Origin of the sequence: Streptomyces sp. SCPE 10, assembly GCF_051980735.1 — a bacterium.
In the GTDB taxonomy this organism is placed as follows: domain Bacteria; phylum Actinomycetota; class Actinomycetes; order Streptomycetales; family Streptomycetaceae; genus Streptomyces; species Streptomyces misionensis.
Genome location: NZ_CP197069.1, coordinates 6,522,257 through 6,540,349, shown reverse-complemented (window position 1 = coordinate 6,540,349; position 18,093 = coordinate 6,522,257). Strand labels below are relative to the sequence as shown.

General features: G+C 73.4%; 15 protein-coding genes. 10 read left to right on the top strand and 5 right to left on the bottom strand.

Features of this window, described 5'->3' with window-relative positions; translation table 11 throughout:
- Positions 1 to 118: 118 nt before the first annotated feature.
- The 3 genes from galE (at position 119) to idi (ending at position 2,985) form a co-directional block, all read left to right on the top strand.
- Positions 119 to 1,090 carry a UDP-glucose 4-epimerase GalE gene (gene galE, locus ACSP97_RS30020; protein WP_382073449.1) on the top strand — a complete coding sequence of 324 codons (972 nt, stop codon included), beginning with the start codon at positions 119 to 121 and terminating at the stop codon, positions 1,088 to 1,090.
- Positions 1,091 to 1,243: 153 nt separating this feature from the next.
- Positions 1,244 to 2,185 carry a cation diffusion facilitator family transporter gene (locus ACSP97_RS30015; RefSeq protein ID WP_355322859.1) on the top strand — a complete coding sequence of 314 codons (942 nt, stop codon included), beginning with the start codon at positions 1,244 to 1,246 and terminating at the stop codon, positions 2,183 to 2,185.
- A 206-nt stretch (positions 2,186 to 2,391) separates the two neighbouring features.
- Positions 2,392 to 2,985, top strand: coding sequence for an isopentenyl-diphosphate Delta-isomerase (idi, locus tag ACSP97_RS30010; RefSeq protein WP_355151982.1), 594 nt, complete (start codon positions 2,392 to 2,394; stop codon positions 2,983 to 2,985).
- Between the two features lie 44 nt (positions 2,986 to 3,029).
- On the opposite strand, the gene ACSP97_RS30005 is transcribed toward idi, so the two are convergent.
- Both ACSP97_RS30005 and ACSP97_RS30000 read right to left on the bottom strand, forming a co-directional pair.
- On the bottom strand, positions 3,030 to 3,509 hold the full coding sequence (locus ACSP97_RS30005) for an ATP-binding protein (RefSeq protein ID WP_355152058.1): 480 nt from the start codon (positions 3,507 to 3,509) through the stop codon (positions 3,030 to 3,032).
- A 147-nt stretch (positions 3,510 to 3,656) separates the two neighbouring features.
- Complete coding sequence (locus ACSP97_RS30000; protein ID WP_355322855.1) at positions 3,657 to 4,238, bottom strand: HdeD family acid-resistance protein; 582 nt, start codon at positions 4,236 to 4,238, stop codon at positions 3,657 to 3,659.
- Between the two features lie 120 nt (positions 4,239 to 4,358).
- Here ACSP97_RS30000 and ACSP97_RS29995 point away from each other — a divergent pair, with 120 nt between their 5' ends.
- From ACSP97_RS29995 to ACSP97_RS29975, 5 genes are all read left to right on the top strand, one after another.
- Positions 4,359 to 5,108 (top strand): enoyl-CoA hydratase/isomerase family protein, encoded by a 750-nt coding sequence (locus ACSP97_RS29995; RefSeq protein ID WP_440555154.1) that lies wholly within the window; start codon positions 4,359 to 4,361, stop codon positions 5,106 to 5,108.
- Positions 5,109 to 5,312: 204 nt separating this feature from the next.
- Positions 5,313 to 5,858 carry an AAA family ATPase gene (locus tag ACSP97_RS29990; protein ID WP_355529944.1) on the top strand — a complete coding sequence of 182 codons (546 nt, stop codon included), beginning with the start codon at positions 5,313 to 5,315 and terminating at the stop codon, positions 5,856 to 5,858.
- A gap of 262 nt (positions 5,859 to 6,120) precedes the next feature.
- Positions 6,121 to 6,504, top strand: a complete 384-nt coding sequence (locus ACSP97_RS29985; protein ID WP_355151985.1) for a hypothetical protein — start codon at positions 6,121 to 6,123, stop codon at positions 6,502 to 6,504.
- Between the two features lie 158 nt (positions 6,505 to 6,662).
- Positions 6,663 to 9,056, top strand: coding sequence for a Tex family protein (locus tag ACSP97_RS29980; protein ID WP_355322851.1), 2,394 nt, complete (start codon positions 6,663 to 6,665; stop codon positions 9,054 to 9,056).
- Positions 9,057 to 9,264: 208 nt separating this feature from the next.
- Positions 9,265 to 9,936, top strand: a complete 672-nt coding sequence (locus ACSP97_RS29975) for a hypothetical protein (protein WP_364729919.1) — start codon at positions 9,265 to 9,267, stop codon at positions 9,934 to 9,936.
- 48 nt (positions 9,937 to 9,984) lie between these two features.
- Here ACSP97_RS29975 and ACSP97_RS29970 read toward each other — a convergent pair whose 3' ends face one another.
- Entirely contained in the window at positions 9,985 to 11,625 is a 1,641-nt protein-coding gene (locus ACSP97_RS29970) for an ABC-F family ATP-binding cassette domain-containing protein (RefSeq protein WP_440555151.1), read from the bottom strand.
- A 182-nt stretch (positions 11,626 to 11,807) separates the two neighbouring features.
- Between ACSP97_RS29970 and ACSP97_RS29965 the strand changes: the two genes are divergently transcribed.
- The gene (locus ACSP97_RS29965; protein ID WP_440558495.1) at positions 11,808 to 12,725 is read left to right on the top strand and encodes an FAD-dependent oxidoreductase; all 918 of its coding nucleotides are present in this window, start codon (positions 11,808 to 11,810) and stop codon (positions 12,723 to 12,725) included.
- Between the two features lie 63 nt (positions 12,726 to 12,788).
- Here the strand turns inward: ACSP97_RS29965 and ACSP97_RS29960 are convergent, their stop codons facing one another.
- The gene (locus tag ACSP97_RS29960; protein ID WP_440555149.1) at positions 12,789 to 14,762 is read right to left on the bottom strand and encodes a Xaa-Pro dipeptidyl-peptidase; all 1,974 of its coding nucleotides are present in this window, start codon (positions 14,760 to 14,762) and stop codon (positions 12,789 to 12,791) included.
- A gap of 186 nt (positions 14,763 to 14,948) precedes the next feature.
- Between ACSP97_RS29960 and ACSP97_RS29955 the strand changes: the two genes are divergently transcribed.
- Positions 14,949 to 16,445 carry a M1 family metallopeptidase gene (locus tag ACSP97_RS29955; protein WP_440555147.1) on the top strand — a complete coding sequence of 499 codons (1,497 nt, stop codon included), beginning with the start codon at positions 14,949 to 14,951 and terminating at the stop codon, positions 16,443 to 16,445.
- Between the two features lie 67 nt (positions 16,446 to 16,512).
- Here ACSP97_RS29955 and ACSP97_RS29950 read toward each other — a convergent pair whose 3' ends face one another.
- Complete coding sequence (locus ACSP97_RS29950) at positions 16,513 to 18,063, bottom strand: MFS transporter (protein ID WP_440555145.1); 1,551 nt, start codon at positions 18,061 to 18,063, stop codon at positions 16,513 to 16,515.
- Positions 18,064 to 18,093: the final 30 nt, after the last annotated feature.

The window sequence follows — 18,093 nt, the reverse complement described above, 5'->3', positions numbered from 1 at the left end:
GCCATGCCGGGCCGCCCCTGCGCCCCTCCCCCACGGCGCGGTCCGGGTGGCCGGCTCCACGCGCCCGCGGGGCATCGCGCGAGGGCCGGTCCGGCGCACCCCCATAGGGTGGGGAGCCATGACGTGGCTGATCACCGGTGGGGCCGGATTTATCGGGGCGCATGTGGCGCGGAGCATGGCCGGGGCCGGAGAGGAGGTCGTCGTGCTCGACGATCTGTCGGCCGCCGTGCCCGAACGGCTGCCCGCCGGCGTGCCGCTCGTCGAGGGGTCGACCCTGGACGGCGCGCGGCTGCGGGAGGTCTTCGCGCGGTACGGGGTGACCGGCGTCGTCCATCTCGCGGCGCGCAAGCAGGTCGCCGAGTCCGTGGCCGATCCGACCCGGTACTACCGGGAGAACGTGGGCGGCCTGGCCACGCTGCTGGACGCGATGACCGAGGCGGGCGTCAAGCGGCTGCTGTTCTCCTCCTCCGCCGCCGTGTACGGCAACCCGGACGTGGACCTGATCACCGAGGACACCCCCTGCGCGCCGGTCAACCCGTACGGCGAGACCAAGCTGGCCGGCGAGTGGCTGGTGCGGGCGGCGGGGCGGGCGCACGGGATCTCCACCGTGTGCCTGCGGTACTTCAACGTGGCGGGCGCCGCCGCGCCGGAACTCGCGGACACCGGCGTGTTCAACATCGTGCCGATGGTCTTCGACCGGCTCACCCGCGACGAGGCCCCGCGGATCTTCGGCGACGACTACCCCACCCCGGACGGTACGTGTGTACGGGACTACATCCACGTGGCCGACCTCGCCGAGGCGCATCTGGCGGCGGCGCGGCGGCTCGCCGAGGGCACGCTGCACGGCGATCTGACGCTGAACATCGGCCGGGGCGAGGGGGTCTCGGTGCGGGAGCTGATCACCGTCATCGGGGAGGTGACCGGCGACCGCCGCGCGCCCGTCGTGGAGGCCCGCCGGCCGGGCGACGCGCCGCGTGCCGTCGGCTCGGCCGAGCGCGCCGCCCGGGAACTCGGCTGGCGCGCCCGGCGCGATGTGCGCGAGATGGTGCGCTCGGCCTGGGAGGGCTGGCAGCTGCACCACGGCAGGTAGGGCCTCTCGTTCGGATCGTGCCGCAACGCCCTGACCAGCGGATCGTTTCCGCAGGTCAGGGCACATGACAACGGTGTTCAGTACCGCGTTGCCCCATACCCCCCACCCGTAGTTCACTGGGCCTTCGGACGCACGCGGAAGGACGGTTTCGTCATGGGGGCTGGGCACGATCACGGGCACGCACACACGCATGCGCCGCCCACGGGTACGGCCGCGGCCGCGTACCGGGGCAGACTGCGGATCGCCCTGGGCATCACCCTGACGATCATGGTGGTGGAGATCACCGGCGGGCTGCTCGCGGACTCCCTCGCGCTGATCGCGGACGCCGCGCACATGGCGACCGACGCGGTGGGCCTCGGCATGGCGCTGCTGGCGATCCACTTCGCCAACCGCCCGGCGAGCGCCAACCGCACCTTCGGCTTCGCCCGCGCCGAGATCCTCGCCGCCCTGGCGAACTGTCTGCTGCTGCTCGGCGTCGGCGGCTACGTTCTGTACGAGGCGGTCCAGCGGTTCGTCACGCCCGCGGACACCCGCGGCGGCCTGATGATCGTGTTCGGTCTGATCGGCCTGGTCGCCAACTCGGTCTCGCTCACCCTGCTGATGCGCGGCCAGCGGGAGAGCCTGAACGTGCGCGGCGCCTTCCTGGAGGTGGCCGCGGACGCGCTGGGCTCGGTGGCGGTGATGATCTCGGCCGCGGTGATCCTGCTCACAGGCTTCCAGGCCGCCGACCCGATCGCCTCCCTCGCCATCGGGCTGATGATCGTACCGAGGACGCTCAAGCTGCTGCGGGAGACGCTGGACGTGCTGCTGGAGGCCGCCCCGAAGAACGTCGACATGGCTCAGGTGCGGGCGCACATCCTGGCGCTGGACGGCGTGGAGGACGTCCACGACCTGCACGCCTGGACGATCACCTCGGGCATGCCGGTCCTGTCCGCGCACGTCGTGGTCAGCTCGGAGGCGCTCAACGCCATCGGGCACGAGAAGATGCTGCACGAGCTCCAGGGCTGCGTCGGCACCCACTTCGACGTCGAGCACTGCACCTTCCAGCTGGAGCCGGGCGGGCACGCGGAGCACGAGGCCCGGCTCTGCCACTGAGCCGCCGGCGGGCGCCCGCCACCAAGACCGCTCATGCGTTCGAAGGCACCCCGACGGTTCCTCCGGGCGGGCTCAGGGCACGATGATCTACCGGTCCCCCTTCCGGTGCCGTGCACCCGCGCTGACATGCGAGTGGGCGGGAAGTGCCGGGAGTGCCGGATTCGTACGGCAGACTTGGGGTGCGAAGACCGAGGCGAAGGATGGGTATGCCGATCACACCTGCCACCGCGACGCACAGCTCGTCGAACGGCACCGCACAGGCGATCTTGCTGGAACTCGTCGACGAGAAGGGCGTGACGATCGGTACGGAGGAGAAGCTCGCCGCCCATCAGCCGCCGGGACAGCTGCACCGCGCGTTCTCGGTGTTCCTCTTCGACGAGCAGGGCCGGCTGCTGCTCCAGCAGCGGGCGCTCGGCAAGTACCACTCCCCGGGCGTGTGGTCCAACACCTGCTGCGGGCACCCCTACCCCGGCGAGTCGCCGTTCGCGGCGGCGGCCCGGCGCACGTACGAGGAGCTGGGCGTGTCCCCCTCGCTGCTGGCCGAGGCCGGCACCGTGCGCTACAACCACCCGGACCCGGCCTCGGGCCTGGTGGAGCAGGAGTACAACCACCTGTTCGTCGGCCTGGTGCAGACGCCGCCCGCGCCGGACCCGGAGGAGGTCGCCGCGACCGTCTTCGTGACGGCGGACGAGCTGGCGCAGCGGCATGCCCGGGACACGTTCTCGGCCTGGTTCATGACGGTGCTGGACGCGGCCCGTCCGGCGATCAGGGAGCTGACGGGCCCCGCGGCCGGCTGGTGAACCCGTGAGCCACGGGCCCGCGCCGCACGGCGCGGGCCCGGCCCTCACCGTGCGGGCTTGAGCGGCAGCGCGGCCCAGATCACCTTGCCGCCACCGGCCGTGTGTTCCACGTCGAGCACCCCGCCGGCCTCCCGTGCCACCTCGCGCACCAGGAGCAGCCCCCGGCCGCCGGTCCGCCCGTGGTCGGCCTCCAGGGCCGTCGGACGGTAGGGGTGGTTGTCCTCCACGGACACCCGCACCCACTCGGCGCCGACGGCGACCTCCACGGCCAGCGTCGGCGAGAGCAGCGCGGCGTGCTTCACCGCGTTGGTGACCAGCTCGGAGACGATCAGCAGCAGTCCGTCCGCCAGGTCGTCGGAGACCGGCACGCCCTGGCGCAGCAGCAGGTCCCGTACGGCGTGCCGGGCCTGCGGGACCGAGGCGTCCACCGCGGCCGCGGTGAACCGCCAGACGCCCTCGTAGGGCAGTGGGTGGGGCGTGCCCCCCGTGGGGCCCGGGTCGTACCCGCGCCCGTGGTCGTCCATCGTCCGGTCGCCATCCTCGCGCTCGATTGTCACCACCCGTCGAGTGTTGGTAACGACCGGCCCCGCCCTGCGGACCTGACCGCAAGTCACCGGGTATCGAGCGCTTCGTGACCGAGTGCGTATGACAACGTCGCGTGTCGGACCGGTTCAGACCTTCGGCTGCTCGCTGACCAGGCCGACGATACGACGGCCGCCGTAACCGGTGGCGATGAGCCCGAGGCCGTCGAAGAGCAGGGACAGGGAGAAGAAGGCGCCGATGACGTATTGGCTGCTGCCGGGCCAGTGGCCGAGGACCAGGACCCCGAGCAGCAGGTCGAAGACGCCGAGCAGCAGGGTCCAGCCGAACTGGGGGCCGCGCACCACCATGCTGCCGACCATCCGGAAGAGGCCGGCGGAGAGGAACAGCAGGGCGGCGAACATGGTGAGCGCGTCGGCGGTCGCGTGGGGCAGCCGGATGACGACGACGCCCGCCGCGATGTTCAGCGCGGCGACGACGACGCCGAGCCAGAAGAAGCTGGTGCCGCGGGCCTGGACCGCGTGCAGCAGGCCGACGATCCCGCCGATCAGCAGCAGCCAGCCGAACAGCAGCATCGAGGTGAGCGTGGCGACGCCGGTGTAGACGAGCCCGACGAGTCCGCCGAGGACGAGGACCACGCCGAGCACCGCGAGCAGCCCGAACCCCTGGCGCATCGACGCCGCCCTGTCCTTGGGCCTGCGCGCCCTGGCCATCGCCGCCTCCTCGCCGGGTCCCGCAACGGGGACGCCCTGCTCTTTCGCCGCCGTCCTCCCCCTGTGTCCCCCTCCCGGGCGGTGTCGTAACCGGGGGAACGGGCGGATAGCATCCGGCGCATGGAGCCCCAGCTGTGCCACCAGGTCACCGACTCCGTCGCCACGGTCGTGATCAGCAACCCGGCCAAGCGCAACGCCATGACGGCCGGCATGTGGCGCTCCCTGCCTCCGCTGCTGGAGGGGTTCGCCCGCGATCCCGGCGTCCGGGCCCTGGTGCTGACCGGCGAGGGCAGGACCTTCTGCGCGGGCGCGGACATCTCCACCCTGAAGGGGTCGTCCGATCCGGCGCAGGGGCTCGCGGCGGCCGCGGAGGAGGCGCTGGCCGCGTTCCCGAAGCCGACGGTCGCCGCGGTGCGCGGGCACTGCGTGGGCGGCGGTGTGCAGCTCGCCGCGGCCTGTGACCTCCGACTGGCCGAGGACGGCGCCCTGTTCGGGGTGACCCCGGCGCGGCTCGGCATCGTCTACGCCTCGTCCGCGACCCGCCGGCTGGTGTCGCTGGTCGGTCCGGCCACCGCCAAGTACCTGCTGTTCACCGCCGAGTTGATCGACAGCGGACGCGCGCTGCGCACCGGCCTGGTGGACGAGGTACTGCCCGAGGGCGAACTCGACAAGCGGATCGCCGAGTTGACCCGCACCCTCGTGGCGCGGTCCCAGCTCACCCAGGCCGCCGCGAAGGAGTTCGCCGACGGCCGCACCGACCGGGACGCCCACTGGGCGGAGCAGGCGCGGCGCAGCGGCGACACCGCGGAGGGCGTGGCCGCCTTCCTGGACCGCCGCACGCCCGCCTTCACCTGGACCCCGCCCGTGTGACGCGCCGCCACCGCTAGGGCCTGTCTTCCGGATCTTGTCGGGGTCGCGGAGCCTGGCACGCACATCTGCGGCGTTGTCGTCGGTCGTCGACGCTCCGCGTCGACTCCCTCCTCCGCCTTGCATCTGCACGCACCAGCCCCCGCTCGGCGCGGCTGGAAGGTTCCGTTGGCCCGGGCCGACCTGATCCGGAAGAAAGGCCCTAGCCTGGCGGGTGTGCGGGTGGGGAGCGAACGGACGCGGCTGATCGTGCTGCGCGGCAACAGCGCCTCGGGCAAGTCGTCGGTCGCGGCCGGACTGCGGGAGCGGTTCGGGCGGGGCCTCGCGCTGGTCGGCCAGGACAATCTGCGCCGTACCGTGCTGCGCGAGCGGGACCGGCCCGGGGCGGCGAACATCGGCCTGATCGAGCTGACCGCCCGCTACGCCCTGGACGCCGGGTACCACGTCGTCGTGGAGGGCATCCTGTACGCGGGGCACTACGGCCCGATGCTCGCCCGGCTGCGCGCCGACCACCGCGGGCCCACGTACGGCTACTACCTGGACGTGCCCCTCGCCGAGACACTGGCCCGCCATGCGACCAAGCCGATCGCGGACGAGGTCGACGAGGCACTCCTGCGGGAGTGGTACCGGCCGCTCGATCTGCTGCCCGGCGGCGTGGAGACGGTCATCGGGCCCGGCAGCGGGCTGTCCGAGACGGTGGCGCGGATCCTGACCGAGACCGGGCTCGCGGACCTTGCGCCGCGGGAGGACTGACGGGCCGTACGGACGCGCCCGTGCGGCGCAGCGGGCCGTTACTCACTTTCGGGTGAGGAGGCGGGGGCGAAACCGCCCGATCCCGCAGCAAGACGGGTTTTCACGGCATAAATGGTTGCTACAGGCGACTGTCACAGATGTCTCTCGTGTCCGTCATGGCGCCCGCGCGTCCCCCGTCGGCGCCGGGGAGCGGGGCGCAGGGTGTGGGCGTGCGGCCGACCGGTCGCCACGCGCACCACACACCCTTGTGAAGGGGGACCTCGTGTCCGTTCTTGCCTCCGTCCGCAGACTGACCGCCGCCGGGGTACTGGCCGCCGCCCTGGTGGGCGCGGCGGCGCTGCCGGCCGCCGCCGCGAACCGGCCGTCGGCCCGTCCGCTCCAGGCGGTCTCCGCCGGCGACGCGCGGCACGGCTTCCCGGGGCCGGACGACCGGTGGGGCCACCGCCGTGACGACGACCGGTGGGGACACCGCGATGACGACGACCGGTGGGGCCACCGCCGGTACGACGACCGGTGGGGCCACCGCCATGACGACGACCGGTGGTACGGCCGCGGCCACCGCCACGACGACCGGCGCCACGGCCACCACGACGGCTGGGACGGCCGTCGTGACGACCGCGACCACCGCCGGGGCCACGGGCACTGAGGCGCGGCACGCCGCCGGCACCGGGGCCGGGCAGGAAGCTTCCTGCCCGGCCCCGCCACGCGCCACGGCGGCCCGCCACGCGCCGCCCTGATCCCCGGTCGCCGGTGTCACCTGCCACAATTGCCGCGCAACCTCAGTGGAGAAGGCGGTACGGGATCGTGACGACACCCGGGTCCATCGAAGCAGGATCCATCGAAGGCAGGATCGCCGAGGAACTCGGCGTACGGGAGCGGCAGGTGAAGGCCGCGGTGGAACTGCTCGACGGCGGTTCGACCGTGCCCTTCATCGCCCGCTACCGCAAGGAAGCGACCGAGATGCTCGACGACGCGCAGCTGCGCACGATCGAGGAGCGGCTGCGCTATCTGCGGGAGCTGGAGGACCGGCGGGCCGCGATCCTGGAGTCGGTGCGCGAGCAGGGCAAGCTCACCGAGGAGCTGGAGGCCCGCATCCGCGGCGCCGAGACCAAGGCGCGGCTGGAGGACGTCTACCTCCCGTACAAGCCCAAGCGGCGCACCAAGGCGCAGATCGCGCGGGAGGCGGGCCTGGAGCCGCTGGCCGAGGGCCTGCTGAGCGACCCGTCGGTGGAACCGTCGGCCGCGGCCGCCGCGTTCGTGGACGCGGACAAGGGCGTCGCCGACGCGCAGGCGGCCCTGGAGGGCGCGCGGGCGATCCTCACCGAGCGGTTCTCGGAGGACGCCGACCTGATCGGCGAGCTGCGCGAGCGCATGTGGGTGCGCGGGCGGCTCGCCGCGAAGGTGCGCGAGGGCAAGGAGGAGGCCGGCGCCAAGTTCGCCGACTACTTCGACTTCGCCGAGCCGTTCACCGAGCTGCCCTCGCACCGCGTGCTGGCGATGCTGCGCGGCGAGAAGGAGGAGGTGCTGGACCTCGTCCTGGAGCCGGAGGAGCCCACCGACGGCCCCTCGACGTACGAGGGGATCGTCGCGCACCGGTTCGGGATCGCCGACCGGGGCCGCCCGGCCGACAAGTGGCTCCAGGACACCGTCCGCTGGGCCTGGCGCACCCGCATCCTGGTGCACCTCGGCATCGACCTGCGGCTGCGGCTGCGCACCGCCGCCGAGGACGAGGCGGTGAACGTGTTCGCGGCCAACCTGCGCGACCTGCTGCTCGCGGCCCCGGCCGGCACCCGCGCCACCCTGGGCCTGGACCCCGGCTTCCGCACGGGCGTGAAGGTCGCCGTGGTCGACGCGACCGGCAAGGTCGTCGCCACGGACGTGATCCACCCGCACGTGCCGGCCAACCGGTGGGACGAGGCGCTCGCCAAGCTGGCCCGGCTCGCCAAGGAGCACGCGGTCGAGCTGGTCGCGATCGGCAACGGCACGGCGTCCCGCGAGACCGACCGGCTCGCCGCCGAACTCATCGCCAAGCACCCGGAGTTGAAGCTCACCAAGGTGATGGTGTCGGAGGCCGGCGCCTCGGTGTACTCGGCGTCGGCGTACGCCTCCCAGGAACTGCCGGACATGGACGTGTCGCTGCGCGGCGCGGTCTCCATCGCCCGGCGCCTCCAGGACCCGCTGGCCGAACTGGTGAAGATCGACCCGAAGTCCATCGGCGTCGGCCAGTACCAGCACGACCTGTCCGAAGTGAAGCTGTCCCGCTCACTGGACGCGGTGGTCGAGGACTGTGTGAACGGCGTCGGCGTGGATGTCAACACCGCCTCCGTGCCGCTGCTGTCGCGGGTGTCGGGCATCTCGGCCGCTCTCGCCGAGAACATCGTGGCGCACCGCGACGCCAACGGCCCCTTCACCTCCCGCGGGGAGCTGAAGAAGGTGGCGCGGCTCGGTCCGAAGGCGTACGAGCAGTGCGCGGGCTTCCTGCGCATCCGCGACGGCGTCGACCCGCTGGACGCCTCCAGCGTGCACCCGGAGGCGTACCCGGTGGTGCGGCGCATGGTGAAGACCACGGGCCGGCAGGTGGCCTCCCTGATCGGCAACACGGGCGTGCTGCGCTCGCTGCGGCCGGCCGACTTCGTGGACGACACCTTCGGTCTGCCGACCGTCACCGACATCCTCAAGGAGCTGGAGAAGCCGGGCCGCGACCCGCGGCCGGCCTTCAAGACGGCCACCTTCAAGGAGGGTGTGGAGAAGATCTCCGACCTGTCCGCCGGGATGGTGCTGGAGGGCGTGGTGACGAACGTGGCGGCCTTCGGCGCGTTCGTGGACATCGGCGTCCACCAGGACGGCCTGGTGCACGTGTCGGCGATGTCCAAGACGTTCGTCAAGGACCCGCGGGACGTGGTGAAGCCGGGTGACATCGTCAAGGTGAAGGTCCTCGACGTGGACATCCCGCGCAAGCGGATCGGGCTCAGCCTGCGCCTGGACGACGAGGCGGCGCCGCAGCAGGGCAGCGGTGGCGAAGGGCGCCGGCGCGGCGGTGCCCGGCCGCCCCAGCAGCGGCAGGGCGGCCAGGCGGACCAGGGCCGGCGGCAGGGCCGCGGCGGCGACCGCGGCGGCCGTCCCGCACCGGCCCCCGCGAACAGCGCCATGGCCGACGCGCTGCGCCGCGCGGGCCTGCTGGACCCGAAGCAGCGCTGACCCGCCCCGCCCCCGTGGGGCCGGAGTCCGGACGGGCTCCGGCCCCACGTCGTTTCTTCGGCATCAGCAGGAACCGGCTGAAACAGACTTTTCCCCGTATCGAGGGGTTTGGCGCGATGAAGCACGCGAAGTGGGCACAGTGTCTCCTCGCCCCCACCACACTCGCCCTGTGCACATGCCCGTGCACGCGAAACGATGGGGAGGACCCGTGTTCCGTACTTCCAGGCAGCGTCTGGCGGCGTGCACGGCCGCCGCGGCCCTCGCCGCGACGGCGGCCTCGCTCGCCGCCCCGGCGACGGCCACCGGCGCGGCGGCCCGCGGTGAACTGACCTACGGCACCGTCATCCTGCTGCAGAACCGGTACGGCGGCGACGGCGGCTACCTCGACACCAACGGCGTCTCCAGCCGGCCGGGTGCCACCTACAACGTGAGCACCAACAACCGGCCCAACAGCCGCGGACCGGCCACCTCACAGTGGCGGGTCGTCTCCGCCACCGGCAAGGCCACCGGGTCCCGCGTCGTCAGCGGGGACGTCGTCTACCTCGTGAACCAGTACGGCAACCACACCTACCTCGACACCAACGGCGTCTCCGGCCGGCAGGGCGCCAAGTACGAGGTGTCCGCGACCGCCACCAAGGACCGCGGCCCCGGCACCGGCAGGTGGCACATCTTCGGTGTGACGTCCTCGCCCACCGACGGCCACATCCGCACCGACGACACCGTGCATCTGCTCAACGACTACGGCTCCGCCAACGGCGGTTTCCTCGACACCAACGGCGTCTCCAACCAGGGCGGCGGCGCCAAGTACGCCGTCTCCACCAGTCCCTACAGCGACCGCGGCACCGGCACCGGCTCCTGGAAGGTGCTGCCGGCCACCTGATCCGGCACGGCGGGCCCGGGGATGTCGTCGTGCTCCCCGGGCCCGGCGTCAGCGCTCGGTCACCTTGCCCGCCGCGACCTCCCAGCGCCGGGTCACCCGGACCGCGTCCAGCATGCGGCGGTCGTGGGTGACCAGGAGGAGGGTGCCCGCGTAGGAGTCGAGGGCGGACTCCAGCTGTTCGATGGCGGGCAGGTCGAGGTGGTTGGTGGGCTCGTCCAGCACGAGGAGGTTGACGCCCCGGCCCTGGAGCAGGGCGAGGGCGGCGCGGGTGCGCTCGCCCGGGGAGAGGGTCGCGGCCGGGCGCAGTACGTGCTCCGACTTGAGGCCGAACTTGGCGAGCAGGGTGCGCACCTCCACCGGCTCGGTGTCCGGGACGGCCGCGCAGAACGCGTCGAGCAGGGCCTCGGGGCCGTGGAAGAGGCCCCGGGCCTGGTCGACCTCGCCGACGAGGACGCCGGAGCCGAGGGCCGCGTGCCCGGAGTCCAGCGGGACCCGCCCGAGCAGCGCGCCCAGCAGGGTCGACTTGCCGGCGCCGTTGGCCCCGGTGACCGCGATCCGGTCGGCCCAGTCGATCTGCAGGGAGACCGGCCCGAAGGCGAAGTCGCCGCGCCGGACCTCGGCGTCCCGCAGCGTCGCCACCACGGCGCCCGAGCGCGGGGCGGCGGCGATCTCCATGCGCAGTTCCCACTCCTTGCGCGGCTCCTCGACCACCTCCAGTCGCTCGATCATCCGCTGGGTCTGCCGGGCCTTGGCGGCCTGCTTCTCGCTGGCCTCGCTGCGGAACTTGCGGCCGATCTTGTCGTTGTCGTTGCCGGCCTTGCGGCGGGCGTTCCTGACGCCCTTGTCCATCCAGGTCCGCTGCATCTGCGCCCGGTCCTGGAGGGCGGCCCTCTTGTCGGCGTACTCCTCGTACTCCTCGCGGGCGTGCCGCCGGCCCACCTCGCGCTCTTCCAGGTAGCCCTCGTAGCCGCCGCCGTAGAGGTTGATCTGCCGCTGGGCCAGGTCGAGTTCGAGGACCTTGGTGACGGTGCGGGCGAGGAACTCGCGGTCGTGGCTGACGACGACGGTGCCCGCGCGCAGCCCGGCGACGAACCGCTCCAGACGCTCGAGACCGTCGAGGTCGAGGTCGTTGGTGGGCTCGTCCAGCAGGAAGACGTCGTAGCGGGAGAGCAGGAGGGAGGCGAGGCCGGCGCGGGCCGCCTGGCCGCCGGAGAGCGAGGTCATCGGCTGGTCGAGGTCGACGGCGAGACCGAGCGAGTCGGCGACCTCCTCCGCCCGTTCCTCCAGGTCGGCGCCGCCGAGCCCGAGCCAGCGCTCCAGGCTCGCCGCGTAGGCGTCGTCCGCGCCGGGCGCGCCGTCGACCAGGGCCTGGGTGGCCTCGTCCATCACCCGCTGGGCCCCGGCCACGCCGGTGCGGCGGGCCAGGAACTCCCGCACGGTCTCCCCCGGCCTGCGTTCGGGCTCCTGCGGCAGGTGGCCGACGGTCGCGGCGGGCGGCGACAGCCGCAGTTCGCCCTGCTCGGGCGGGACGAGTCCGGCGAGCATCCGCAACAGGGTGGACTTGCCCGCGCCGTTGGCGCCGACCAGCCCGATCACGTCCCCGGGTGCCACGACGAGGTCGAGCCCGGAGAAGAGGGAGCGGTCGCCGTGCCCGGCGGCGAGATTCTTGGCGACGAGGGTGGCAGTCATCAGAAGGCAGATCCTAGTGCGCCCGGCGCCCGCCGCTCAGCCCGGTTTCCCGCGCGTCCGCCGGTGCCGGGGGCCTGTGAGTATCCCCACGTCAGCGGATGTGCGCCGGGCTCTGCCGGGAACGCGCGGGCGGGGCCTATGGTCCAGGCGTGGACAGTGTGAACAGCAGGTCGCGTGACGAGGTGATCGTGGTCGGCGGCGGGGTCGTCGGACTGACCACGGCCGTGGTACTGGCGGAGGCCGGGCGGCGGGTACGGGTGTGGGCGCGCGAGGCGGCCGAGGAGACCACGTCGGCGGTGGCCGGCGGGCTGTGGTGGCCGTACCGCATCGAACCGGAGCGGCTGGTCGGCGCCTGGGCGCTGGAGACCCTCGCGGTGTACGAGGAGCTGGCGGCGCGGCCCGGGGAGACGGGCGTACGGCTGGTGGACGGCGTCCACCAGGGGGCGCGCCTGGACGAGCTGGGCGACTGGGCGGGCCGGGTGCCGGGCCTGCGGGCGGTACCGGACGGGCTGGCCGCGCGGCTGCCGGTGATCGACATGCCGACGCATCTGGCGTGGCTGCGGGACCGGCTCGTGCGGGCGGGCGGCACGGTGGAGGCCCGTGCGGCGACCCGGCTCGCCGAGGTGCCCGCCGACGTGGTGGTCAACTGTTCGGGCCTCGGGGCGCGTGCGCTGGTGCCCGATCCCGGCGTGCGGCCGGTGCGGGGTCAGCTGGTGCTGGTGGAGAACCCCGGGATCACCACGTACTACACCTCGGTCGACCATTCCTCGCCGGTCGCCGCGTACTTCATCCCGCAGCCCTACGGGCTGATCCTCGGCGGTACGGCGCAGGAGGGCGACTGGTCCACGGAGCCCGACCCGGCCACGGCGGCGGAGATCATCGCCCGGTGCGCGCGGGTGCGGCCGGAGATCGCGGGGGCGCGGGTCCTGGCCCACCGGGTGGGGCTGCGGCCGTACCGGGACGCGGTACGGCTGGAGCGGGAGGAGTTGCCCGGCGGGCGGACCGTGGTGCACTCGTACGGCCACGGCGGCGCGGGGGTGACGGTGGCCTGGGGCTGTGCCCGGGAGGCGGCCGGTCTGGTGCCGGCCGCGGCCGGCTGAACCGAGCGGGGGCGCGGGACCCGCGGCGGTGATGCGGTCCCGCGCCCGGGTGGAGCGGTGCGGTCAGTCGCCCGGGAGGCGGCCGGCCGGGCTTGGTGCGCGCAGCCCCTTCAGCGGTTCCGGTGCGGGGGTCGTCGTCGTGCCGGAGGTGGCCCGGGCGAAGGCCTGTGCCCCGCCCACCAGCGGCAGCCGGGCGGAGGTGCCGGCCAGCCGGACCGTGATCGTCGGCCTGGTGGCCGGTGGGTCGATGAGGTCGCGGTCCGTGCCCGCGACGATCAGGGCGAGCCGGTGGCCCTTGGGGATCACGTGGTCGGTGGCGGCCAGCGAGAGGGTCATGGTGTAGGGCCTGCCCGGGGTGAGCGGGCCGCCCGCGGCGAGCGAGGCGTGGTGGCCGAGGTCGGCCCAGCCGCGGCTGAACACCGTGTAGTCGACGTCGGCCGTCTTCGCCGCGGTCTCCAGGTAGCAGGCGCTGTCCCCGGCCGTGCTCTCGCCCCAGCAGGTGCGGTTCTTCAGCGTGGTGATGCCCTCGCCGGCGTCGGAGTAGTCGCGGATGGTGTCCGGGCCGACGTCCACCAGGACCGCGGACAGGTGGGCGGAGGCGGTGGACGACGTGGCGGTGACCGTGACCTGGGAGGAGCCGGACAGACGCAGGTCGCGGGTGAGCGGCGCCGTGACGAAACCGGCCTTCTGCGGGGTGGTCTCGCCGATGTGCGCGGCCCAGTCGGTCTCGCTCAGCCGCGGGTCGTCGGTGAAGGTCTCGGTGCCGGTGGCCGGGCGTGTGCCGAGGGTGCCGACGCCGGGGAGGGTGCCGGGAGCCGGGCGCAGGGTGGTGGTGCGGGTGCCGGCGGGCGGCCAGGTGGCGGAGGTGACCCACTGGTCGGGGTGGCGTTCGATGTCGGCCATCGGCTCGCGGTCGATGCCGTTGTGGTAGCCGAGGAGTTCGTGGTCGAACCAGCGGTGCAGGGTGTCCACCCAGGCGCCGCGCCGGTAGTCGAACGGGTCGACGTGGCCGGTCTGGGAGAGCCACAGCTTGCGCTTGACGCCGTGGGCCGCCAGCGCGTCCCACCACTGGCCGAAGTGCTTGGTGCGCACGTTGAGGTCCTGCATGCCCTGGGCCACGAACACGCTGGCGCGCACCTTGGCCGCGTCCTTGACGTAGTCCCGCTCGGTCCACAGCGGGGTCCAGTCGCCGCTGCGCGGGCTGCCGTCGGCGAGCCTCTTCTGTTCGGCGGCGCAGCGCGCCTGCGCCGCGTCGCTCTCGACGTAGCCGGCGAGGTCGTCGGGGCCGCCGTCGTAGAGCGGGGCGCCCTGGGCGAAGTAGTAGTCGTACCAGGAGGAGATGGCGCTGATCGGCACGATGGTCTTCAGGCCCTGGACGCCGGTGGCGGCGACGCCGTTGGCGATGGTGCCGTCCCAGCTCTTGCCGATCATGCCGGTCCGGCCGTTCGACCAGGTCGCTGCGACGGTCCGGGTGCCGGTGCGGCTGGTGTACGCCGTGGCGCGGCCGCCCAGCCAGTCGATGACGGCCTTCGCGGACCGGACGTCCGACCGGCCGCCGACGTCGACGCAGCCGTCGGAGCGGTTGGTGCCGGCGAGGTCGACGCCGATCACGGCGTAGCCGCGGGGCACGAAGTAGTTGTCGTAGAACAGCGGCATCTGGACGATGCCGCCGTCGGCGTCGTACGTCTTGACCTGGCTCTCGTTGCCGCGCCCGCAGCAGGAGTAGTACGGGCTGGCGTCCATGATGACGGGCACCTTGCGGCCCGCGCGGGCGGGTTCGGCGGGGCGGACGATGTCGACGGCGACCCGGTCGGTGCGGCCGTCGCCGTCCCCGTCGAGGCCGGTGTCCACCCACACGGACTCGCGGACGGCGTGGGCGTAGGAGTAGACGGGCTCGCTCTCGCGGGGTGGCGCGGCCTGGGCGGCGGCCGGGGTGAGGAACGCGGCCAGGAGGGCGGCGACGGCCGCCGCGACGCACGCTCGCCAGAGCGTGGGCCGGGTGCGGGGGCGCCCGCGGGCAGGTGTGCTGTTCGGCATGCGCGGACGGTACTCCCGCCAACTCCCGTGCAGAAGAGGGCTTTGCGGTATCCGGGTGGCGCGTTGCGGCCGAATGGCGATCGTGTGACGGCAGGGACCATGGACAGGCCGGGGAGCAGCGGGCCTGAATAGGCTCCGGACAGTGTTCCCCCAACGGACTTGCAGTCCAGACGACTTGGAGCTGACGTGCACCGCAGAATCATCGCGCCGGGCGCACTGGCGGCGGCCTCCCTCCTGCTGGCGATCCCGGCATCGGCCGCGAGCTACTCCCCCGGCGCGCCGGGCATCGGCGACCCCTACTACCCGTACTACGGCAACGGCGGCTACGACGTCTCGCACTACGACCTGAGGCTGCGCTACCAGCCGAAGACGGACGAGTTGCAGGGCACCGCGACGATCCTGGCGCGTACCACCCAGGATCTGTCCAGCTTCGACCTGGACTTCCTGCTGGACGTGAGCGAGGTGCGGGTCAACGGCGCCAAGGCGGCGTTCCGCCACGCCGAGCAGCACGAACTGGTGATCACGCCGCGGACCCCGCTGGCGAAGGGCACGCCGGTCACGGTCGTGGTCCGCTACCGCGGGGTGCCGTCGACGAAGAGCGCCTACGGCTTCGACACCTGGCACCGCACGCCGGACGGAGCGGTCGCGGCGGACGAGCCCGAGGCCGCCTGGTGGTGGTTCCCCAGTAACGACCACCCGAGCGACAAGGCGACCTACGACGTGTCGGTGGCCGTGCCGGACGGCACCCAGGCCATCTCCAACGGCACGCTCCAGTCGACCCGCTCCGAGCGGGGCTGGACCCGCTACAGCTGGCGGCAGAGCAAGCCGCAGGCGACCTATCTGGCCACCCTGGCGATCGGCAGGTTCGACATCACCACCGGCACCTCGGAGCGGGGGGTGCCGGTCCTCAACGCGTACAGCAGGGATCTCGGCGACAACGACGGGGCCGCGCGGGCGAGCGTGGAGCGCACCGGGGAGGTCGTCGACTGGCTGAGCAACTACTTCGGGCCGTATCCGTTCGCCTCGGCGGGCGGCTACGTCCCGAACACCACGACCGGTTACGCGCTGGAGACCCAGACCCGGGTCTTCTACAGCCCCAAGCAGTTCGCGAAGGGCACCAACACCTCGGTGGTGGTGCACGAGCTGGCCCACCAGTGGTACGGCGACGACGTGTCGGTCAAGGACTGGAAGGACATCTGGCTCAACGAGGGCTTCGCGACCTACGCGCAGTGGCTGTGGTCGGAGCACGAGGGCGAGGGCACGGCGCAGGAGCTCGCCGACTACGTGTACGCCTCGCACCCGGCCGACGACCCCTTCTGGACGGTGGCGCCGGGTGACCCGGGCGCGGACGACCAGTTCGACGACGCGGTCTACGACCGGGGCGCGGCGGCCATCCAGGCGCTGCGCGACGAGGTCGGCGACACCGCCTTCTTCCGCATCCTCAAGGGCTGGCCCAGGAGCCACGCCTACGGCAACGCCTCGGTGGCCGACTTCGAGAAGTACGCGGAGCAGGTCTCGGGCAAGCCGCTGGCGGGCCTCTTCGACACCTGGCTGTACCAGCGGTCGAAGCCGGCGGCGGGCGCGGCCCGCTCCTTCGCGGCGGCGGGTGCGGCGGGCACGGCGGTGCCGCGGCCGACGTCGTGGCGGAAGATCGAGGCGGCGCACGGGGGGCACGGCCGCTGATCCGCGCAGCGTCCCGGCCCCGCGGGCGGGCGGCGGGCCGGGCCGGCCGCCGCCCGCCCGCGGGAGGTCACGGCCGCGCCGCGCGGGTCCCGGCGCGGATGCCGGCGGGCGACTCGCGCGGGGCCGGCGACGCGGTGGCGGCGGTGCCCGTGGTGCCCCGCGGTTCCGGCAGCCACACGGTCAGCAGGGCCATCGCCGCCGTGCACACCGCGACGGCGAGGAACAGCAGGCGCACGTCGCCCCCGGTGAAGACGAGCACCGAGGTCAGCACGATGCCGCCGACGTTGCCGTACGCGCCCACCAGTCCGGCGATCTGGCCGCCGGAACGGCGGTTGACCAGCGGGACCATCGCGTAGACGGCGCCGTTGCCGCCCTGGATGAAGACCGACGCCAGCGCGACCAGCGCGACACCCGTCCACAGCCCCCAGCCGCCGGTCATCCGGGAGAGTACGGCGAAGACGGCCACGGCGCCGGTGAGCAGGATCCGCAGGGCCGTCCGCCGCTGCGCGAGCGCGTCCGACAGCAGCCCGCCCGCGGGGCGCGTGACCAGGTTGGTGCAGGTGAAGGCGCTGCCCGCGGCGGCCGCGGCGGCGACGCCGAGGCCGAAGGTGTCGGCGAAGTAGGCGGGCAGGAGGGAGGCCATCGCCAGCTCGGTGCCGAAGGTCACGAAGTACGCCAGCGCCAGCAGCGCGACCAGCCGGAAGGGGTAGCGCTCGGCGGGCGGATGGGCGTCGGCGAGCGCCGGACGGTTCACCGACAGGGTGCGCGCCGCCTGCACCGCGTAGCCGGCCACCAGTACGGCGACGACGGCGACGAAGCCGGGCCGGGGGAGCACTCCGGCGTCGTGCACCCGGTACGCGACGAGCCCGAGGACGGCGAGCGGCGGCAGTTGCACCACCAGCAGCCCGAACACCGCCCGGCGGCTGGTCACTTCCAGGGCGCCCTGGCGGCGCGGCCGGTGGTACGCCGACCCCTCGGGGGTGTCCCGCACGGCGAAGAGGTAGACGACGCCGTAGAGGGCGCTGAGCACGCCGACGGTCGCGATGCCCCAGCGCCAGCCGCCGGTGTGTCCGGCGAGGAGGACGGAGAGGCCGGGCAGGACGAGGGAGGCCGCGGCGGAGCCGAAGTTGCCCCAGCCGCCGTAGAAGCCCTCGGCCGTGCCGATCTCCTCGCGGGGGAACCATTCGGCGACCAGGCGGATGCCGACCACGAAGCCGGCGCCGACGACGCCGAGCAGCAGCCGGCTGAGGACCAGGACCGGGAAGCTCGACGCGGTCGCGAAGACCGTGTTGGGGACGGCGGCGAAGATCAGGACGGCCGCGAACACCCGGCGGGGGCCGAAGCGGTCCAGAAGCATGCCCACGCCGATCCGGGCGGGCACGGTCAGCGCCAGGTTGCACAGCGAAAGAGTGAGTAACTGGCCTTCGTCCAGGTGGAGTTCGTCGCCGATCTGGCGGGCGAAGGGTGCCATGTCGAACCAGACGAGGAAGGTGAGGAAGAACGCCAGCGTGGTCAGGTGCAGGACGCGGTGACGGCCGCGGAGGGACGCCAGCGCGCCGAGCCGGCGCAGCGCCGCGGCGAACGAGGGCGGCGCGGGGGGCGGAGGGGACGAGGGCATGGTGGACTCCCGCGGGAACGGTGGAGGGCG

Bases quoted from the DNA above. Each gene is read 5' to 3' on its own strand.
- ACSP97_RS29960 (WP_440555149.1), bottom strand. From the start codon at position 14,762: ATGCCGAACAGCACACCTGCCCGCGGGCGCCCCCGCACCCGGCCCACG.
- ACSP97_RS30015 (WP_355322859.1), top strand. From the start codon at position 1,244: ATGGGGGCTGGGCACGATCACGGGCACGCACACACGCATGCGCCGCCC.
- ACSP97_RS30005 (WP_355152058.1), bottom strand. From the start codon at position 3,509: ATGGACGACCACGGGCGCGGGTACGACCCGGGCCCCACGGGGGGCACG.
- ACSP97_RS29970 (WP_440555151.1), bottom strand. From the start codon at position 11,625: ATGACTGCCACCCTCGTCGCCAAGAATCTCGCCGCCGGGCACGGCGAC.
- ACSP97_RS30000 (WP_355322855.1), bottom strand. From the start codon at position 4,238: ATGGCCAGGGCGCGCAGGCCCAAGGACAGGGCGGCGTCGATGCGCCAG.
- idi (WP_355151982.1), top strand. From the start codon at position 2,392: ATGCCGATCACACCTGCCACCGCGACGCACAGCTCGTCGAACGGCACC.
- galE (WP_382073449.1), top strand. From the start codon at position 119: ATGACGTGGCTGATCACCGGTGGGGCCGGATTTATCGGGGCGCATGTG.
- ACSP97_RS29950 (WP_440555145.1), bottom strand. From the start codon at position 18,063: ATGCCCTCGTCCCCTCCGCCCCCCGCGCCGCCCTCGTTCGCCGCGGCG.
- ACSP97_RS29995 (WP_440555154.1), top strand. From the start codon at position 4,359: ATGGAGCCCCAGCTGTGCCACCAGGTCACCGACTCCGTCGCCACGGTC.